Origin of the sequence: Pseudomonas sp. FeN3W (assembly GCA_030263805.2) — a bacterium.
Lineage (GTDB): Bacteria > Pseudomonadota > Gammaproteobacteria > Pseudomonadales > Pseudomonadaceae > Stutzerimonas > Stutzerimonas stutzeri_G.
The window spans coordinates 4,950,756-4,965,697 of the sequence record CP136010.1 but is presented as its reverse complement, the minus strand read 5'-3'; the positions used below and the strand labels follow the sequence as shown (position 1 = coordinate 4,965,697).

Annotated in this window: 11 protein-coding genes; 8 read left to right on the top strand and 3 right to left on the bottom strand. The window is 64.1% G+C overall.

Translation table 11 applies throughout. The annotated features are described in order from the left end of the window. Positions 1-166: 166 nt before the first annotated feature. A complete protein-coding gene (locus P5704_023480; GenBank protein ID WOF78916.1) occupies positions 167-382 on the top strand; it encodes a ribosome modulation factor in 216 nt (71 codons plus the stop codon). A 93-nt stretch (positions 383-475) separates the two neighbouring features. Here P5704_023480 and P5704_023475 read toward each other — a convergent pair whose 3' ends face one another. After that, entirely contained in the window at positions 476-1,507 is a 1,032-nt protein-coding gene (locus P5704_023475; protein ID WOF78915.1) for a quinone-dependent dihydroorotate dehydrogenase, read from the bottom strand. A 111-nt stretch (positions 1,508-1,618) separates the two neighbouring features. Further along, on the bottom strand, positions 1,619-1,840 hold the full coding sequence (locus P5704_023470) for a DUF2835 domain-containing protein (protein WOF78914.1): 222 nt from the start codon (positions 1,838-1,840) through the stop codon (positions 1,619-1,621). Positions 1,841-1,998: 158 nt separating this feature from the next. Between P5704_023470 and P5704_023465 the strand changes: the two genes are divergently transcribed. Further along, positions 1,999-2,913: a DUF6685 family protein gene (locus tag P5704_023465; protein WOF78913.1), complete on the top strand. Its 915-nt coding sequence runs from the start codon at positions 1,999-2,001 to the stop codon at positions 2,911-2,913. A 151-nt stretch (positions 2,914-3,064) separates the two neighbouring features. Here P5704_023465 and P5704_023460 read toward each other — a convergent pair whose 3' ends face one another. After that, entirely contained in the window at positions 3,065-7,915 is a 4,851-nt protein-coding gene (locus P5704_023460) for an NAD-glutamate dehydrogenase (GenBank protein WOF78912.1), read from the bottom strand. Between the two features lie 210 nt (positions 7,916-8,125). Between P5704_023460 and P5704_023455 the strand changes: the two genes are divergently transcribed. Genes P5704_023455 through P5704_023430 form a run of 6 tightly spaced genes read left to right on the top strand, consistent with a single transcriptional unit; the run spans position 8,126 to position 14,896 of the window. Then, positions 8,126-9,085, top strand: a complete 960-nt coding sequence (locus P5704_023455; GenBank protein WOF78911.1) for a MoxR family ATPase — start codon at positions 8,126-8,128, stop codon at positions 9,083-9,085. Next, positions 9,085-10,047, top strand: a complete 963-nt coding sequence (locus tag P5704_023450; GenBank protein ID WOF78910.1) for a DUF58 domain-containing protein — start codon at positions 9,085-9,087, stop codon at positions 10,045-10,047. Before P5704_023455 ends, P5704_023450 begins: the two co-directional genes overlap by 1 nt. After that, positions 10,044-10,538 (top strand): DUF4381 domain-containing protein, encoded by a 495-nt coding sequence (locus tag P5704_023445; protein WOF78909.1) that lies wholly within the window; start codon positions 10,044-10,046, stop codon positions 10,536-10,538. Before P5704_023450 ends, P5704_023445 begins: the two co-directional genes overlap by 4 nt. Continuing rightward, positions 10,531-11,550, top strand: a complete 1,020-nt coding sequence (locus tag P5704_023440) for a VWA domain-containing protein (protein ID WOF78908.1) — start codon at positions 10,531-10,533, stop codon at positions 11,548-11,550. The genes P5704_023445 and P5704_023440 overlap by 8 nt, the downstream gene beginning before the upstream one ends. Continuing rightward, positions 11,547-13,271, top strand: coding sequence for a VWA domain-containing protein (locus P5704_023435; protein ID WOF78907.1), 1,725 nt, complete (start codon positions 11,547-11,549; stop codon positions 13,269-13,271). The genes P5704_023440 and P5704_023435 overlap by 4 nt, the downstream gene beginning before the upstream one ends. After that, positions 13,268-14,896, top strand: coding sequence for a BatD family protein (locus tag P5704_023430; GenBank protein ID WOF78906.1), 1,629 nt, complete (start codon positions 13,268-13,270; stop codon positions 14,894-14,896). The genes P5704_023435 and P5704_023430 overlap by 4 nt, the downstream gene beginning before the upstream one ends. Positions 14,897-14,942 lie beyond the last annotated feature (46 nt).

Genomic DNA, 14,942 nt, shown 5'->3' with positions numbered 1-14,942 from the left:
GATCATTCCAGCGCCTTCAGCATTGGGTTAGAACTCACCTCAGGCCGACATCGCAATGGTGTCGGCGAAGCGCGCCACGCCGGCAGCGCGCTTCATTGGCAGTCTATCTGCCCGGTCTCGCCATGAGGCCACAGGAACACCAGTCAACCACTGAGGGCAATACCCAATGAGAAGACTCAAGCGTGATCCGATGGAACGAGCATTTCTACGCGGTTATCAGCACGGCATACATGGCAAATCTCGCGACCTCTGTCCTTTTTCCCATCCCAACGTTCGCCAAGCCTGGATTAACGGCTGGCGGGAGGGTCGCGGCGACAACTGGGATGGTCTGACCGGCACGGCCGGTCTGCATAGACTCAACGAACTTCACGCGGTCGGCTAATTCACCGATCCACCCGACTTGATATAGCGCGCCCTACCCGGGCGGCGGGCTAGAAGCCCAGGGGCTCCAACAGGAGCCCCTTCCGGGCGATCATCAATGTGCTTGTGAGCGCAGCGCCGCGATGGCATCCACCGCCTCGCGAATCAAAGCCGGCCCCTTGTAGATGAAACCCGAATACAACTGAACCAGGCTGGCACCCGCCTCGATCTTCTCTGCCGCGTGCCTGCCCTCGGTGATCCCACCCACCGCAATGATCGGCAGCCGCCCGCCAAGCGTCTGTGCCAGCACCTTGACCGTGTGCGTGCTCTTCTCCCGAACGGGTGCCCCAGAAAGGCCGCCCGCCTCATCGGCATGAGCCAGGCCGGCAACGCCTTCCCGGCCAAGAGTGGTGTTGGTGGCGATGATCGCGTCCATCCCGGCCTGGAACACCGCCTCGCCTACCAAAGCGGTTTCTTCGTCGGTCATGTCCGGGGCGATCTTGATGGCAAGCGGCACGCGCTTGCCGTGCATGATCTCGAGGTCCTCTCGACGCAGCCGCAGCGCATCGAGCAAATGCTTGAGCGAGTCGCCGAACTGCAGGCTACGCAAGCCGGGCGTATTCGGCGAACTGACGTTGACGGTGACATAGCTGGCGTGGTGATAGACCTTGTCCAGACAGAGCAGGTAGTCCTCCTCGGCACGCTCGACAGGGGTATCGAAGTTCTTGCCGATGTTGATACCGAGAATGCCCTTGAACCTCGCGGCCTCGACCCGAGCCAGCAGCGCATCGACGCCGTGATTGTTGAAACCCATGCGATTGATGATCGCCTCGGCCTCGGGCAGACGGAATATCCGTGGCTTGGGGTTACCTGGCTGCGGGCGCGGAGTCACGGTTCCCACTTCGATGAAACCGAAGCCCAGCTGCGACATTCCGCGAATGGCCTCGCCGTTCTTGTCCAACCCTGCTGCCAGGCCGACCGGATTGGGGAAATCGAGCCCCATCACACGAACAGGAAGACTGGCCGGCGCCTTGCCGAGCATTGCATTGAGCCCGAGACGGCCACCGGCGCCAATCAGCTCGAGGGAAAGTTCATGGGAAGTTTCCGGAGATAACTTGAACAACAGCTGGCGGGCCAGGTTATACATACGCAGCCTAAGGTCTCGGTAAATGTGGACGCGGAGTATAGCAGCCCAAGGGGGCTTGAGCCGCTGCAGCCAGAGAGGAAATAGGCCGGTCGAGCGCACCGACCGCCGGTTTCATTGCAGCCGCCGCAAACGTAGCAATTGCCCCTGCTCGGCGAATTCGAGCTCGAAGGAACCATATATCCCTTCGTGGGTCAGAAACGGGCGCAGATGATGCGCCGGCAAGCTGACTCGCGTGCCGTCGCGACTTCGAATCAGGACTCGATTCGCATGGCCCTGGTAGACCGCCTTCATTCGTTCGGCGGACAACGCGATATCCAGTACCAGATTTGGCATGGAGGCTCCTCAGTGATCTATTCGGCGATATTGCCACATCGACACGCGATCTTTGCCCAAGGCTGTGACGCAGGACAGCGCTACGGGTGGCGCAAAGCCCGTGCGCAAATGACACAGGTCTGCCACACTTCGGCCGTAGCCCTGAGAGCTCAAGCATCATGATGAGCCTGCCCGAGCCAATGCCTTCACTGACATCTCAAATCGCACGACTTGCGCAACGCCTCGGGCTACGCTCCAAGGCTACGCTGCCCATTCAGGAACGCGCCAGCAGCCTGCAGCTGCCCTTTTCCCGCCTACCCGAACCTGAGCCCAGCATTTTCTGGAACGATGGCCCCTGCCTGCAGCGCTTGCTGGAGCTGCCACGTGGTGCGCTTTCCGGCCCGGTGCAGGAAGACAAGGCCCGTGCCCATGGAGCGCTGATCCGCCTGATCAGCAAGGATTGCACCCGGTCACGGCTCGACCTGCGGCAAATCGACGGCTTCGGCGGGCAGCGCAAAAATGAACCGAGTTACCCGACCTTCGAGGCCTTTTCCAGCACTGCGGGCTGTCGGCAGATGCGAATCATCAGCTACAAGGATTTTCTTCGAGCGCTCGGTACTGCCTTGCCCGGCTTCGACAAGGGGACAGCCATCGATGTTCGCCAGGCCAGCTGGCTCGGGGAGCGACTTTATTGGGCCGGTGAACACCATCTGGAAGCCTTTGCCTGCGCCGTGGCCTATGCGCGCTTGCGCGGTCTGGAAGTCATGCTGCCGGCGGATGTCACCGATTACCGCCTCGACCGTTCCGGTGTGCATGCGCTGGACACCGAATACCATGCCGTGACAATGCCTGCTCAGGCCTGGAGCGACCGTGAATTCATGGCCATGCTGCTCGAAAGCCAGGTTCCCTATGCCCGCTTGACGCTACTGCGCGATGCCAGCAATTCCGAATTGCTGTTGCTGGAGAAGCGTGATCCCACCGCCAATGCCATTGGCCAGGGGCTGAAGCTGGCAGGCGCGCCCGACCTGATCCGCTACCTGCGCGATCTGCCGCAGATCACTCGCTTCAAGGTCGGACTGCCTGCGCAGGACTGAGCGTTTACCGCCACCGACTCCCTGCGCAGCAAAAATCCATCCGCTAGAAAAAACGCACCGCCTTTGGGCGGTGCGTTTTTTCGTGGCGCTGCATCAATGACGCACGCCCTCCCGCAGACGGATCGTCCACGGAGGGTGCCGCAAGACGTCGTCAGCCATGCCCTACCGACTGCGCCAGCCCCTGCAGCTCACGGCTGGCGACTGCGTAAATGGCGTAGTCGTTGCCGCTGGCGCCGCGCAGCTCGGCCAGCATCGAGCGCCAGCGCTCCAGCAGCACTGGTCGCTGAGCCAACCAAGCGTCGACCCGCTCGCTGATTGCCTCCGAACCGTTCTCCATTTGCAGTACCGATACCGTGATGCTGCGCTGCTGTGAGTCGAGGTCGTCGCGGAAGCTTTCACGCGCCAGGGCCTGCCAATTGTTGGCCACCGGCAGGTTGGTCAACAGATGCAGATACCAGGGAAGCTCGAGCGCACCACCGACGGCGAAGTAAGTTGCCGCCACCTGCGCAGGCACCTGGCCGGTTTCGTCAGCGGCCTCGAGAATCGGCAACAGCGTGTATAAATGGCTGGTACCGGCCACCATGCGCGCCAGCAGCTCGGGCACCCCAGCTTCGGTGTAACGCTTGTAGCGCTCCTGCCAACGGTCACGCGTCGAGCCCTGCAGCAGCTCATCGAGTTTCAGACCAAGGGCAGCGACCCGTGGACCAAAATGCGCGACGTCGCGTGCGGCATCCAGCTCGCTACGACGGTTGCGCAGGAACCAGCGCGTCGCGCGGCGGCCCAGGCGCATCAGCTCGTCCATCAAGGCCAGCTGCAGCTCCGCCGGCACCTTGTGATCCAGCGCCTCGATCTGCCGGAACCAGTGAGGCAGATGGAAAATGTCGCGCACGATCACGTAGGCGCCAGCGACATTCGCCGCACTCATGCCCGTCGCCTCGTTCAGGCGCTGAACGAAGGTGATGCCCATGTTGTTGACCAGATCGTTGGCGATCTGGGTGGCAACGATTTCGCGCTTGAGGCGATGTTGCAGCATGGCATCGTGGAAACGCTCGCTCAGTTGCTGCGGGAAGGCGCTTTCCATTTCGCGGGCGAGGTAGTCGTCGTCCGGCACGCGCGAATCCAGCAACGCTTTCTTCAGCTCGATCTTGCTGTAGGAAATCAGAACCGACAGTTCCGGCCGGGTCAGGCCCTTGCCGATGCTGGCGCGCTCGGTCAGGGCGTCATCGCTGGGCAGGAACTCGAGCGCGCGGTCGAGCTGCCCCGCCGCCTCCAGCGCATTGATCAGCCGGACATACTCGGCGGCCCGCTCGCGCGAGCGATGCTGCGCCTGAGACAGCGCCTGGGTCTGCTTGTAGTTGTTCTGCAGCACCAACTCGGCCACCGCATCAGTCATCTCGAACAGCAGTTGGTCGCGCTGCTTGGCGGTCATGTCACCGGCGCTGACCACCTCGTTGAGCAGGATCTTGATGTTCACCTCATGATCCGAGCAATCGACGCCGCCGGCATTGTCGATGAAGTCGGTGTTGCTCGAGCCACCATGCAGCGCGTACTCGACGCGCCCCAGCTGGGTCATGCCGAGGTTGCCGCCCTCGCCCACCACCTTGGCACGCAGATCGGCGCCATTGACCCGCACCGCATCGTTGGCCTTGTCGCCGACTTCGGCATGGCTTTCGCCACTGCTCTTCACATAGGTGCCGATACCGCCATTCCACAACAGGTCCACCGGCGCCTTGAGCAGTGCGTGGATCAGCTCGGCTGGCGTCAGCTGATCCGCTTCGATGGCGAAGCGCTCTTTCATCTGTGGCGTGATCGCGACCCGCTTGGCCGAACGCGGGAAGATGCCACCGCCTTCCGAGATCAACGAGGCGTCGTAATCGGTCCACGACGAGCGCGGCAAGTCGAACAGGCGCTTGCGCTCGATGAAGCTGCGTGCAGGGTCGGGATTGGGGTCGATGAAGATATGCAGATGGTTGAATGCCGCGACCAGCTGCAGGGTTTCAGACATCAGCAGACCGTTGCCGAACACATCGCCGGCCATGTCGCCGATGCCGATCACGCTGATCACGTCGGTCTGCACGTTGATGCCGCGTTCGCGGAAGTGACGCTGCACCGATACCCAGGCGCCGCGCGCGGTGATGCCCATCTTCTTGTGGTCGTAGCCTGCCGAGCCGCCCGAGGCAAAGGCATCGCCGAGCCAGAAGTCGTATTCGGCGGCGATGCCGTTGGCGATGTCCGAAAAGCTCGCGGTGCCCTTGTCCGCGGCGACCACCAGGTAGGGGTCGTCACCGTCATAGCGCAGCACGTTGGCCGGCGGTACGACCTGGCCTTCATGCAGGTTATCGGTGATGTCGAGCAGGCCACTGATGAAGATGCGGTAGCAGGCGATCGCTTCGGCCTGAATATCATCCCGCGTGCCGCTGGTAGGCAGCCGGCGCGGCACGAAGCCGCCTTTCGCGCCGCCGGGGACGATCACCGCATTCTTCACCTGCTGTGCCTTGACCAGGCCGAGCACTTCGGTGCGGTAGTCCTCCTCGCGATCGGACCAGCGCAACCCGCCACGCGCCACCTTGCCGCCGCGCAGGTGCACGCCTTCGACCCGTGGCGAATAGACGAAGATCTCGTACATCGGTGCCGGACGCGGCATTTCCGGGATCGAGCGCGGATCGAGCTTGAAGCTGAAATACGATTTCGGTTTGCCGCTGGCATCCGTCTGATAGAAGTTGGTTCGCAGGGTGGCCTGAATCAGCGCCAGATAGCGCCGCAGAATCCGGTCCTCGTTGAGTACCGCCACGTCATCCAGAGCCGTGAGAATCGCCTGCTCCAGCCGTTGCTGCTTATCCGCCAGATCATCGTCACCGAGCTTGCGCGCCAGGTAGAAGCGCATCTTGAACAGCCGTACCAGCTCGCGGGCGATATCCGTATGGTTGAGCAGCGCGCTGGCGATATAGCCCAGGTCGAAGCCCATGCGGATTTGTTTGAGATAGCGCGCATAGGCGCGCAGCAGCGCCACTTCACGCCAGGCCAGCCCGGCGGTCAGCACCAGGCGGTTGAACCCGTCGTTTTCGGCAGAGCCGCCATAGATATGGATGAACGCGTCCTGCAGCGCCTCGTTGATTTCCAGCAGGTCGATTTCCAGGCCTTCGGCATAGGTGAAGGCGAAGTCGTGTATCCAGTACTCGCGGCCGCTGCGGTCACGCAACCGGAACGGAAACTCGCCGAGCACCCGCAGCCCCAGGTTCTCCATGATCGGCAGGATGTCCGACAGCGGCAGCGGCGTATTCAGGTGGTAGAGCTTGCAGTGCAGACGATTCTCTTCAGCCGTGATCGGCTGATAGAAGCTCATCACCAGCGGTCGTTCCTCGCTGAGGTCGAGCACATGCTGCATGTCGACGGTGGCCGACTGCGGCGAGAAGCGCTCGCGATAGCCCGCTGGAAAGCCTTTTGGAAACTCGCTGAGCAGATGGGTGCCCTTGGCCTCGCCGAAGCGCTCGACCACCAGACTCTGGTAATCGTCCTGCCAGGTACGGCAGGCCTGCAGCACTTCCTGCTCCAGACGCACCGTATCCACCTGCAGCGCGCGACTGGGGTCCAGACGCAGGATGAACTGCACGCGCGTCAGCACCGATTCGGAGAAATAGGTGGAGAACTCGCAGTCGCTGGCTTCGAGCCGTTCCTGCAGCACCTGCTGGATCTTCAGCCGTGTCTCGGTGGAGTAGCTGTCACGCGGCACATACACCAGGCAGTAGCAGAAACGTCGATAGGGATCGAAACGCAGGAACAGCCGCAGCCGATTACGCTCCTGAATCTGCACGATGGCGATGGCATTTTCGAACAGCTCGTCGATCGGTGCCTGGAACAGCTCGTCACGCGGCAGCACCTCGAGAACCTGCACCAGCTCCTTGGCCAGGTGCGCGGAACTGCCAAAGTTGGCGCGCTGCACTACCGTCTCGACCTTGCGGCGAATGAACGGGATGCGCCGCACGCTCTGGGTGTAGACCGACGAGGTGAACAGGCCGAGGAAGCGGCACTCGCGAACCACCCGCCCCTCGTCATCGAACTCACGCAGCGAAACGAAGTCCGGGTAAGCCGGACGGTGCACGCGGCTGGGCATGGCCGCCTTGGCGAACGACAGCAGCAGCGGTTCGCGCAGGTAGCTGACCGACTGGCCGGTGAGCGATTGCTCCTCCTCGGAAAGTCCGGTGCGCATGGTCCGCGACAGACCCAGCAGCGAGCTTTCGTCATAGACGATGCGCCCGCCATCGGCCTGTTCCTGCACCGAGAACTCCTCGTAGCCGAGGAAGGTGAAATGGTCGTCCGCCAGCCAGCGCATGAAGTCGCGGATCTCGTCCAGCTCATCGCCGTCGATGCTCAGGTTGACCTGCTCCAGACGTCCTTGCAGCTCGACCGCCTTGCCCTTCATCGCCGCGAAATCGCCCACCACCTGACGCACATCAGCCAGCACCCCCAGCAGTGACTGCTCGAGCTCGCGCAGGGCCGTCGGGCTGGCACAACGATCGATCTCGACGAAGATCAGCGATTCGGCATGGCTGTCAGCGGCGCGCTCATCCTTGGGCAGTAGTTCCAACAAGCTGCCGTCGGCCTCACGACGCACCTGCAGCACGCTGGTTTGCAGGGTATGGATACTGTAGCCGCGGCGCGTCAGCTCCATGCGCACCGAATCGACCAGGAACGGCATGTCCGGATGCAGCACCTCGACCACGCTATGGGTCGACTGCCAGCCGTGCTTCTCGAAGTCGGGGTTGAATACCTGCACCTCCGGCGTTGAGGGATCGAAGCGCTCCAACAGCCGCCAGCTGGCCAACGTCGAGCCGACGAGATCGCTCATGCGCCGCTCGGTGAGCTCCGGCAGCGCGACGATGCCGAAGAACTGTTCGGCGAACAGGCTCAGTTGCGGCAGGATTTTCGGGTCTACGTGTTGCGCTAACGCTGTCTGCAATTGCTGCTGAAAGTCGGCCTTGCTGGCCGCTGAAAAGAACGCCATGTATGGCTCCGCTTGGCTTGCTGGGGAAAGAGACGTCGGTAGTGACTGACGGCACAGGACGAAGGTTCAAGGTTAGTCTAGTCGAGGGTTAATGCAGTAAAGTGGCGCTTCTCCTGCAGTCGCCTGCGACTGTCTGTAGCAGCCAATAGCAGCCGGCGTCCCTGCCCGCCGCGCCAGCCGATTTGCCGCCCACCTGGAAGACTCGAAACGATGGATCACCGTGAATCGATAATCGCGCTGCGACAGTTCCTGTCCACCCAGATCCTGGGGCAGGAACGGCTGATCGAACGCCTGCTGATCGCCCTGCTCGCCGACGGCCACATGCTCGTCGAAGGGGCGCCGGGCCTGGCCAAGACCCGCGCCATCAAGGAACTCGCCGAAGGCCTGGAGGCCGAGTTCCATCGAATCCAGTTCACCCCCGACCTGCTGCCCGCCGACATCACCGGCACCGAAATCTATCGTCCGGAGACCGGCAGCTTCGTCCTCCAGCAGGGGCCGATCTTCCATAACCTGGTGCTCGCGGACGAAATCAACCGCGCGCCGGCCAAGGTGCAATCGGCGCTCCTCGAAGCCATGGCCGAGCGCCAGGTCAGTGTCGGTCGCAGCACCTACGACCTGCCGCCGCTGTTTCTGGTGATGGCGACGCAGAACCCGATCGAGCAGGAAGGAACGTATCCCCTGCCCGAAGCACAGCTCGACCGCTTCCTGCTGCACGTGAAGATCGGTTTCCCCGACGCCTCGGTGGAGCGGCGCATCCTGCAGCAGGCCCGGGGTGAGGCGATCAATGGCGAGGCGGCGCCGGAGCACCGGGTCAGCCAGCAGGCGATCTTCGCCGCACGCAAGGACATTCTCGGCCTGTACATGGCCGATGCGGTGGAGGAATACCTGGTGCAGCTGGTCATGGCCACGCGCACCCCGGCCAAGTTCGATGCCGAGCTGGCCGAGTGGATCGCCTATGGCGCAAGTCCGCGCGGCTCCATCTCGCTGGACCGCTGCGCCCGTGCCCATGCCTGGCTGGCCGGACGCGATTTCGTCAGTCCCGAGGACATACAGGCGATGCTTTTCGATGTACTGCGTCACCGCCTGATTCTCTCCTTCGAGGCGGAAGCCGCCGGCATCGACCAGGACCGGGTCATCCAGCGCATTCTCGACGTGGTCGCGGTGGCCTGATGCAACCGCAGGCTTTCGCCGCCGGGCAGCCAACCGAGCAGGGCTCCGGTATCCGTGTGAGCCTGGCCGAACTCATCGACATGCGTCATCGTGTCCGTGAAGTGCCGCTGTTTTCCACACCGCATCGCCGCAGCCCGCTGGTCGGGCTGCATCATTCCAAGCTGCGCGGGCGTGGCGTGGATTTCGACCAGGTCCGCATCTACCAGCCCGGCGACGACGTACGCACCATCGACTGGCGCGTCACCGCACGTACCCAGGAACCGCACACCAAGCTCTTCCATGAAGAACGCGAGCGGCCGATTTATATCGTCGTCGAGCAGAGCCCGCGCTTGTTCTTCGGCAGCGGCCGGCTGTTCAAGTCGGTGCTGGCGGCGCAGGCGGCGAGCCTGATCGGCTGGGCGGCGCTCAGCCACAATGATCGGGTTGGCGGGCTGGTGTTCGGCGATGAGCGTCAGGAGATCAAGCCACGGCGCAGCAAGCAGAGCCTGCTGCAGCTGCTGGATCGCGTCACCCGCGCCAATAACCGTCTGCAGCCAGACGACCCGATCGACCCCGACGCTTTCAGCATGGCGTTGCGCCGGGCACGGGAAGTGCTGCGTCCGGGCAGTCTGTCGGTGATTCTCTGCGACGAGCGCACCCTCACCGATGCCGCCGAGCAGCAGCTCAGCCTGCTCGCGCGCCATGTCGATCTGCTGTTGCTGCCGTTGTTCGATCCGCTGGATCACGCCCTGCCCGCCGCCGGCCTGCTGCGCTTCAGCGAAGGCAATGCGCGGCTGGAGCTGGATACCCAGGATGCCGATCTGCGTCAGCGCTACCGCGAGCTGGGCGAAGCGCGCAGCGCCCGCTGGCAGCGCCTGGCCGATCGACTGCGGGTCCCGCTGATGCCGCTCGATACCCAGCACGATCTGGTCGAGCAGTTGCGCGAGCACCTGAGCGTCCGCCATCCGAGCGCACGGCAATGAATCCGCTCGATCAACTGGCTCCGCTGATCAGCCCCGAGCCGATCAGCTGGTGGCCTCCGGCACCGGGCTGGTGGCTGCTCGGCCTGGCGCTGTTGATGGCACTTGGCATGCTCTGGCGGCTTCGTCGCCGGCTACTCAGGCGCAAGCCCCGTGTGCAGCCGGAACCACCGCTGGAACCGCAGCGCCAGGAGGCGCTCATCGAACTGTCGCGCTTGAGCAAACCCTATGGCGGACAACCGGCCAGCCAGTGGCTGCAACAACTCAATGGGCTGCTCAAGCGGCTCTGCCGCATTCGTTACCCCAACGACCACCCGCACACGCTCAGTGGGCGCGCGTGGCTGGCCTTTCTCGACAACCGTTGCCCTGCCGCCGGACTGACCCGCTGGATGATTCTGGTCGAAGGTGCCTACCGGGCCGAGTGCCGCCTCGACGACAAGGCCATCGACGGGCTCGAACAGGCCGTCGACATCTGGATCCGCAAGCATGTTTGAACTGGCCTGGCCCTGGGTCTTCCTGCTGCTACCGCTGCCCTGGCTGCTGCGCGCACTGCTGCCGCCGGCCGATAGCGGCGAAGCCGCGCTGAAGGTCAGCTTCCTCGACGAACTGCAGCAGCTGTCCGGCCGGCGCGCGCGGGTCGCCCTGCTCGCCTGGCGCCAGCAACTGCCCTACCTGACCGTCTGGCTGTTGCTGCTGTTCGCCGCAGCACGCCCCCAGTGGCTGGGTGAACCACTGCCGCTGCCTACCAGCGGGCGCGATCTGCTGCTGGCGGTGGATGTTTCCGGTTCGATGGATTACCCAGACATGCAGTGGCAGGACGAAGAGCTGACGCGGCTGGAACTGGTCAAGATACTGCTTGGCGACTTCATCGAGGAGCGTCGTGGCGATCGCGTCGGTCTCATCCTCTTCGGCAGCAAAGCCTATCTGCAGGCGCCACTGACCTTCGATCGCCGTACCGTGCGAGTCTGGCTGGATGAAGCCAGGGTTGGCATCGCCGGCAGCAATACTGCCATCGGCGACGCCATCGGCCTGGCGGTTAAACGCCTCCGGGAGCGACCGGCGAACAATCGCGTGCTGGTATTGATCACCGATGGCGCCAACAATGGTGGCGAAATCGAGCCGCTGCTGGCGGCCTCGCTGGCCGCCGAAGAAGGCGTGCGGGTCCACACCATCGGCATCGGCGCCGTGCCGGAAGAGGGTGGCGTGCTCAGCCGCTTCGGTTTCAACCCTGGCCTGGACCTCGACGAGCCGACGCTGCGCGCCATTTCCGAGCAAACCGGGGGTGAGTATTTCCGCGCCTCGTCGAGCGCAGAGCTGAAGGCGATCGGCGACACGCTGGATCGGCTCGAACCGGCGGCGCAGCAACCAGCCCAGGCCCGCGTGGCCGAGGCGCTGTACATCTGGCCGCTGTCGGCGGCTTTGCTGATCAGCCTGCTGATGGTTGCGGCCAGCCTGTGGAGTGCACAGCTGCAACGCCTGGCCTGGCGACGGGAGCAGCGCCGATGAGCGAACTGCTACCGCATCTGCTGCGGCCATACTGGCTGCTCATCGTGCCGCTGCTGATCTGGCTGCTGTGGCGGCTCTGGCATCGGCAGCTGCAGGTCGGGCGCTGGCAGCGCCTGCTGCCGGAAGCCTTCCATGCTGTCCTGTTGACTCGTGGCCGACTGCGCCACAGTCGCCTGCCCTGGCTGGTACTGGGCCTGGCCTGGCTGCTGGCGGTCATCGCATTGCTCGGGCCCAGCTGGCAACGCTTCGAACAACCGAGCATCAAGCGCAGCGATCCCCTGGTGGTGCTGCTCGAACTCACGCCATCGATGCTCGCCAGCGACGCGCCACCCACTCGCCTGGAGCAAGCCAAGCGCAAACTGCTGGATCTGCTGGAGCGCCGGCAGGACGTCCAGACCGCCGTCGTGGTATTCGCCGGCAGCGCCCATACCGTTGTGCCGCTATCCGACGACCTGGAGACCACCCGCAACCTGCTCGACGCCCTGCACCCGACGCTGATGCCCGAGCCGGGCCAGCGCGCAGACCTTGCCGTCACCAAGGGCCTCGCCCTGCTCGAGCAGGCTGGCCTGGGGCGCGGCCGCTTGCTGCTGATCGGCAGCAGCCTGGACGAGCACGAACGCAGCGCCATCGTCACGCTGATGGAGGGCAGGAACGAGCGACTGCTGATCCTCGGCGTCGGCACCGAACAAGGCGCGCCCATCGCCGGAAAGGACGGCAGCTTCCTCAAGGATGCCCAAGGCGCAATCCTCATCCCGCGCCTGGACAACGCCAGACTGCAACGCCTGGTCGGGGAACTGGGGGGGCGCTATCAGCGCGCGCGGCTGGGCGACGATGACCTGGCCGCCCTCGGCCTGTTCGATCAAACCGGCACGTTGCAACAGGACGATGAAATCATGCGGTTGGAAGCCTGGTTGGATCAGGGGCACTGGCTGCTGTTGCCGCTGCTCTTGCTAGCAGCCCTCGCCGGCCGCCGCGGCTGGTTGTTCTGCCTGCCATTGTTCCTGTTGCAGCCACAGCCCGCCAACGCCTTCGAGCTAGAGGATCTCTGGCTACGCCGCGATCAGCAGGGCCAACACCTGCTGGACGCGGAGCGGCCGGCCGAGGCCGCCGAGCGCTTCACCGATCATCGTTGGCAGGCCACCGCACGCTATCAGGCCGGCGACTATGCCGGCGCGGCAGAGCTGTTCGCCGAAGGCAACACGGCCGCCGATCACTACAACCGCGGCAATGCCCTGGCTCGCAGCGAAGCCCTTGAGGCCGCCATCGAGGCCTATGACCAGGCGCTGGAACTGCAACCTGATCTACAGGCGGCGCAGCGCAACAAGGCCTTGATCGAAGAGTTGCTGCGCCGCCAGCAGGAACAACCCGAGTCCGAGCAAGCACAGAATCAGCAGGACGAACAAACCGAAGAGCCACTGCCGCAACCCGAGCAGCCGCAATCACAGGAAACGGGCTCTGCCCGCTCACCTTCGCCCGAGGATGCCCAGGGCGAGCCTTCCAGCGAAGCCAGCGGCGCCTCGCTGCCATCGACAACCGAAGCGACGCCCGAGACCGAAGACATGGATGGCAGCGCGGCCCAGGTGCAACACGAGGCGCTCCCCGAGCAGGAGCGGCAACAAGCGATGGAGCAATGGCTGCGGCAGATTCCGGACGATCCCGGCGAGTTGCTGCGACGAAAATTCCTCTACGAACAACGCAAGCACCAGGAAACCAATCGATGATGCGCCTGATGGCTTTTCTTCTGCTCGGCCTCCTTACTGGCCAGGCCGCAGCCGCCGGCCTGTTCGCCCGGGTTGACCGCACCCAGCTGAGCATTGATGAAACCCTCGAGCTGAGTCTGGAAAGCCAGGGCAGCACGGTATTCGGCAGGCCTGACCTGGAGCCGCTGGAACCGTTGTTCGAGGTGTTCGATACCCGTCAGGTCAACCAGCTTTCCAGCAGCAACGGCGAAGCCCACGCGATCACACGCTGGTTGATCACCCTGCGACCGAAGCAGACCGGCTATGTGATCATCCCGCCGTTGCAGTTGGGCGACTGGCGCAGCGAGCCAATCACCCTGCTGGTCCAGGAATCGTTGAAAAGCAGCGAAGGCGACCAGCTGGCGCCGATCTTCATCGATGCCAGCGTGGATCAGGAAAGCGTTTACGTGCAGGCCCAGGTGATCCTCACCCTGCGCATCTACCATTCGGTTTCGCTGTACGACGACAGCACCCTCTCGCCGCTGCAGATGCCGGAAGCCCTGGTCGAGCGGCTCGGTGAGCCACGCACCTACGAGAAGACCATCAACGGCATTCTCCACGGCGTCATCGAGGTGCGTTATGCGCTGTTCCCACAGAAATCCGGCGAGCTGACCATCCCAGCGCAACTCTTCAGCGCCACCACCGTCAGCAATGGCAGCAACCCGCTGTTCGGCTCGCGCTCGGGCCGCTCGACGCAGGTCAGGTCGCCGAGCATCCCACTGACGGTCAAGCCCAAACCCGCAGACTACCCCACCGCTGCACCCTGGCTGCCGGCACGTAGTCTGACCCTGGTCGAGGCCTGGAGCCCGGAGCCCGATCAGTTACAGACCGGCGAATCGCTCACCCGCAGCCTGTTGCTCAAGGCCGAAGGCCTGACCAGCACCCAACTGCCAGCCATCGGCTCTGCCCAGAGCCCCGATCTGCGCCGCTACCCGGATCAACCGATCCTGGCCAATGAGGTCAGTGGCGCGGGCCTGGTCGGTAGCCGCGAGCAGCGCGAGGCGCTGATCCCCACGCGCAGCGGGGCATTGCAGTTACCCGCAGTAGAGGTGGTCTGGTGGAACACCGTGGAAGACCGGCTGGAACGCACCACGCTGGACGAGCGCAGTCTGAATGTCGCCGATAATCCGAATCTCGCACCACCGCCCGTCGAGCAACCGGCCGTAACGGCGGTGCCTGCCGAACAGCCAGTACTGTGGCTTTGGCAGCTGAGCACCCTGATCTTTGCCCTATCCACCCTCGCCGGCTTCGGACTGTGGCTGCACGCACGACGGCAACCCGCAGTGCAGCGCGCACTCCAGCCCGGCCCGACCCCGCGCAGCCTGCTCGACGACCTGCGTCGCGCCTGCCAGGCCAACGACTCGCAAGCCACTCGCCAGGCGCTGGATGCCTGGGCGCGGCAACAGCCGGAAACGCTGGCCGACATGGCTGCGCGCTTCGTGCCGCTGTCCGATGCGCTGGACGGACTCAACGGTGCGCTTTACAGCGAAGCCGGCCAGCGTTGGCAAGGCGAAGCACTGTGGCAGGCGATCCAGACGCTGCCTCCGGCGACCAGCCCCAGTGTCGAGCAGGACCAAAGCGCCCTGCCGCCACTCTACCCACGCTGACCGGCAACGCCGCAACGCTTCACACAGACGCTGCCGGACCAGCGCG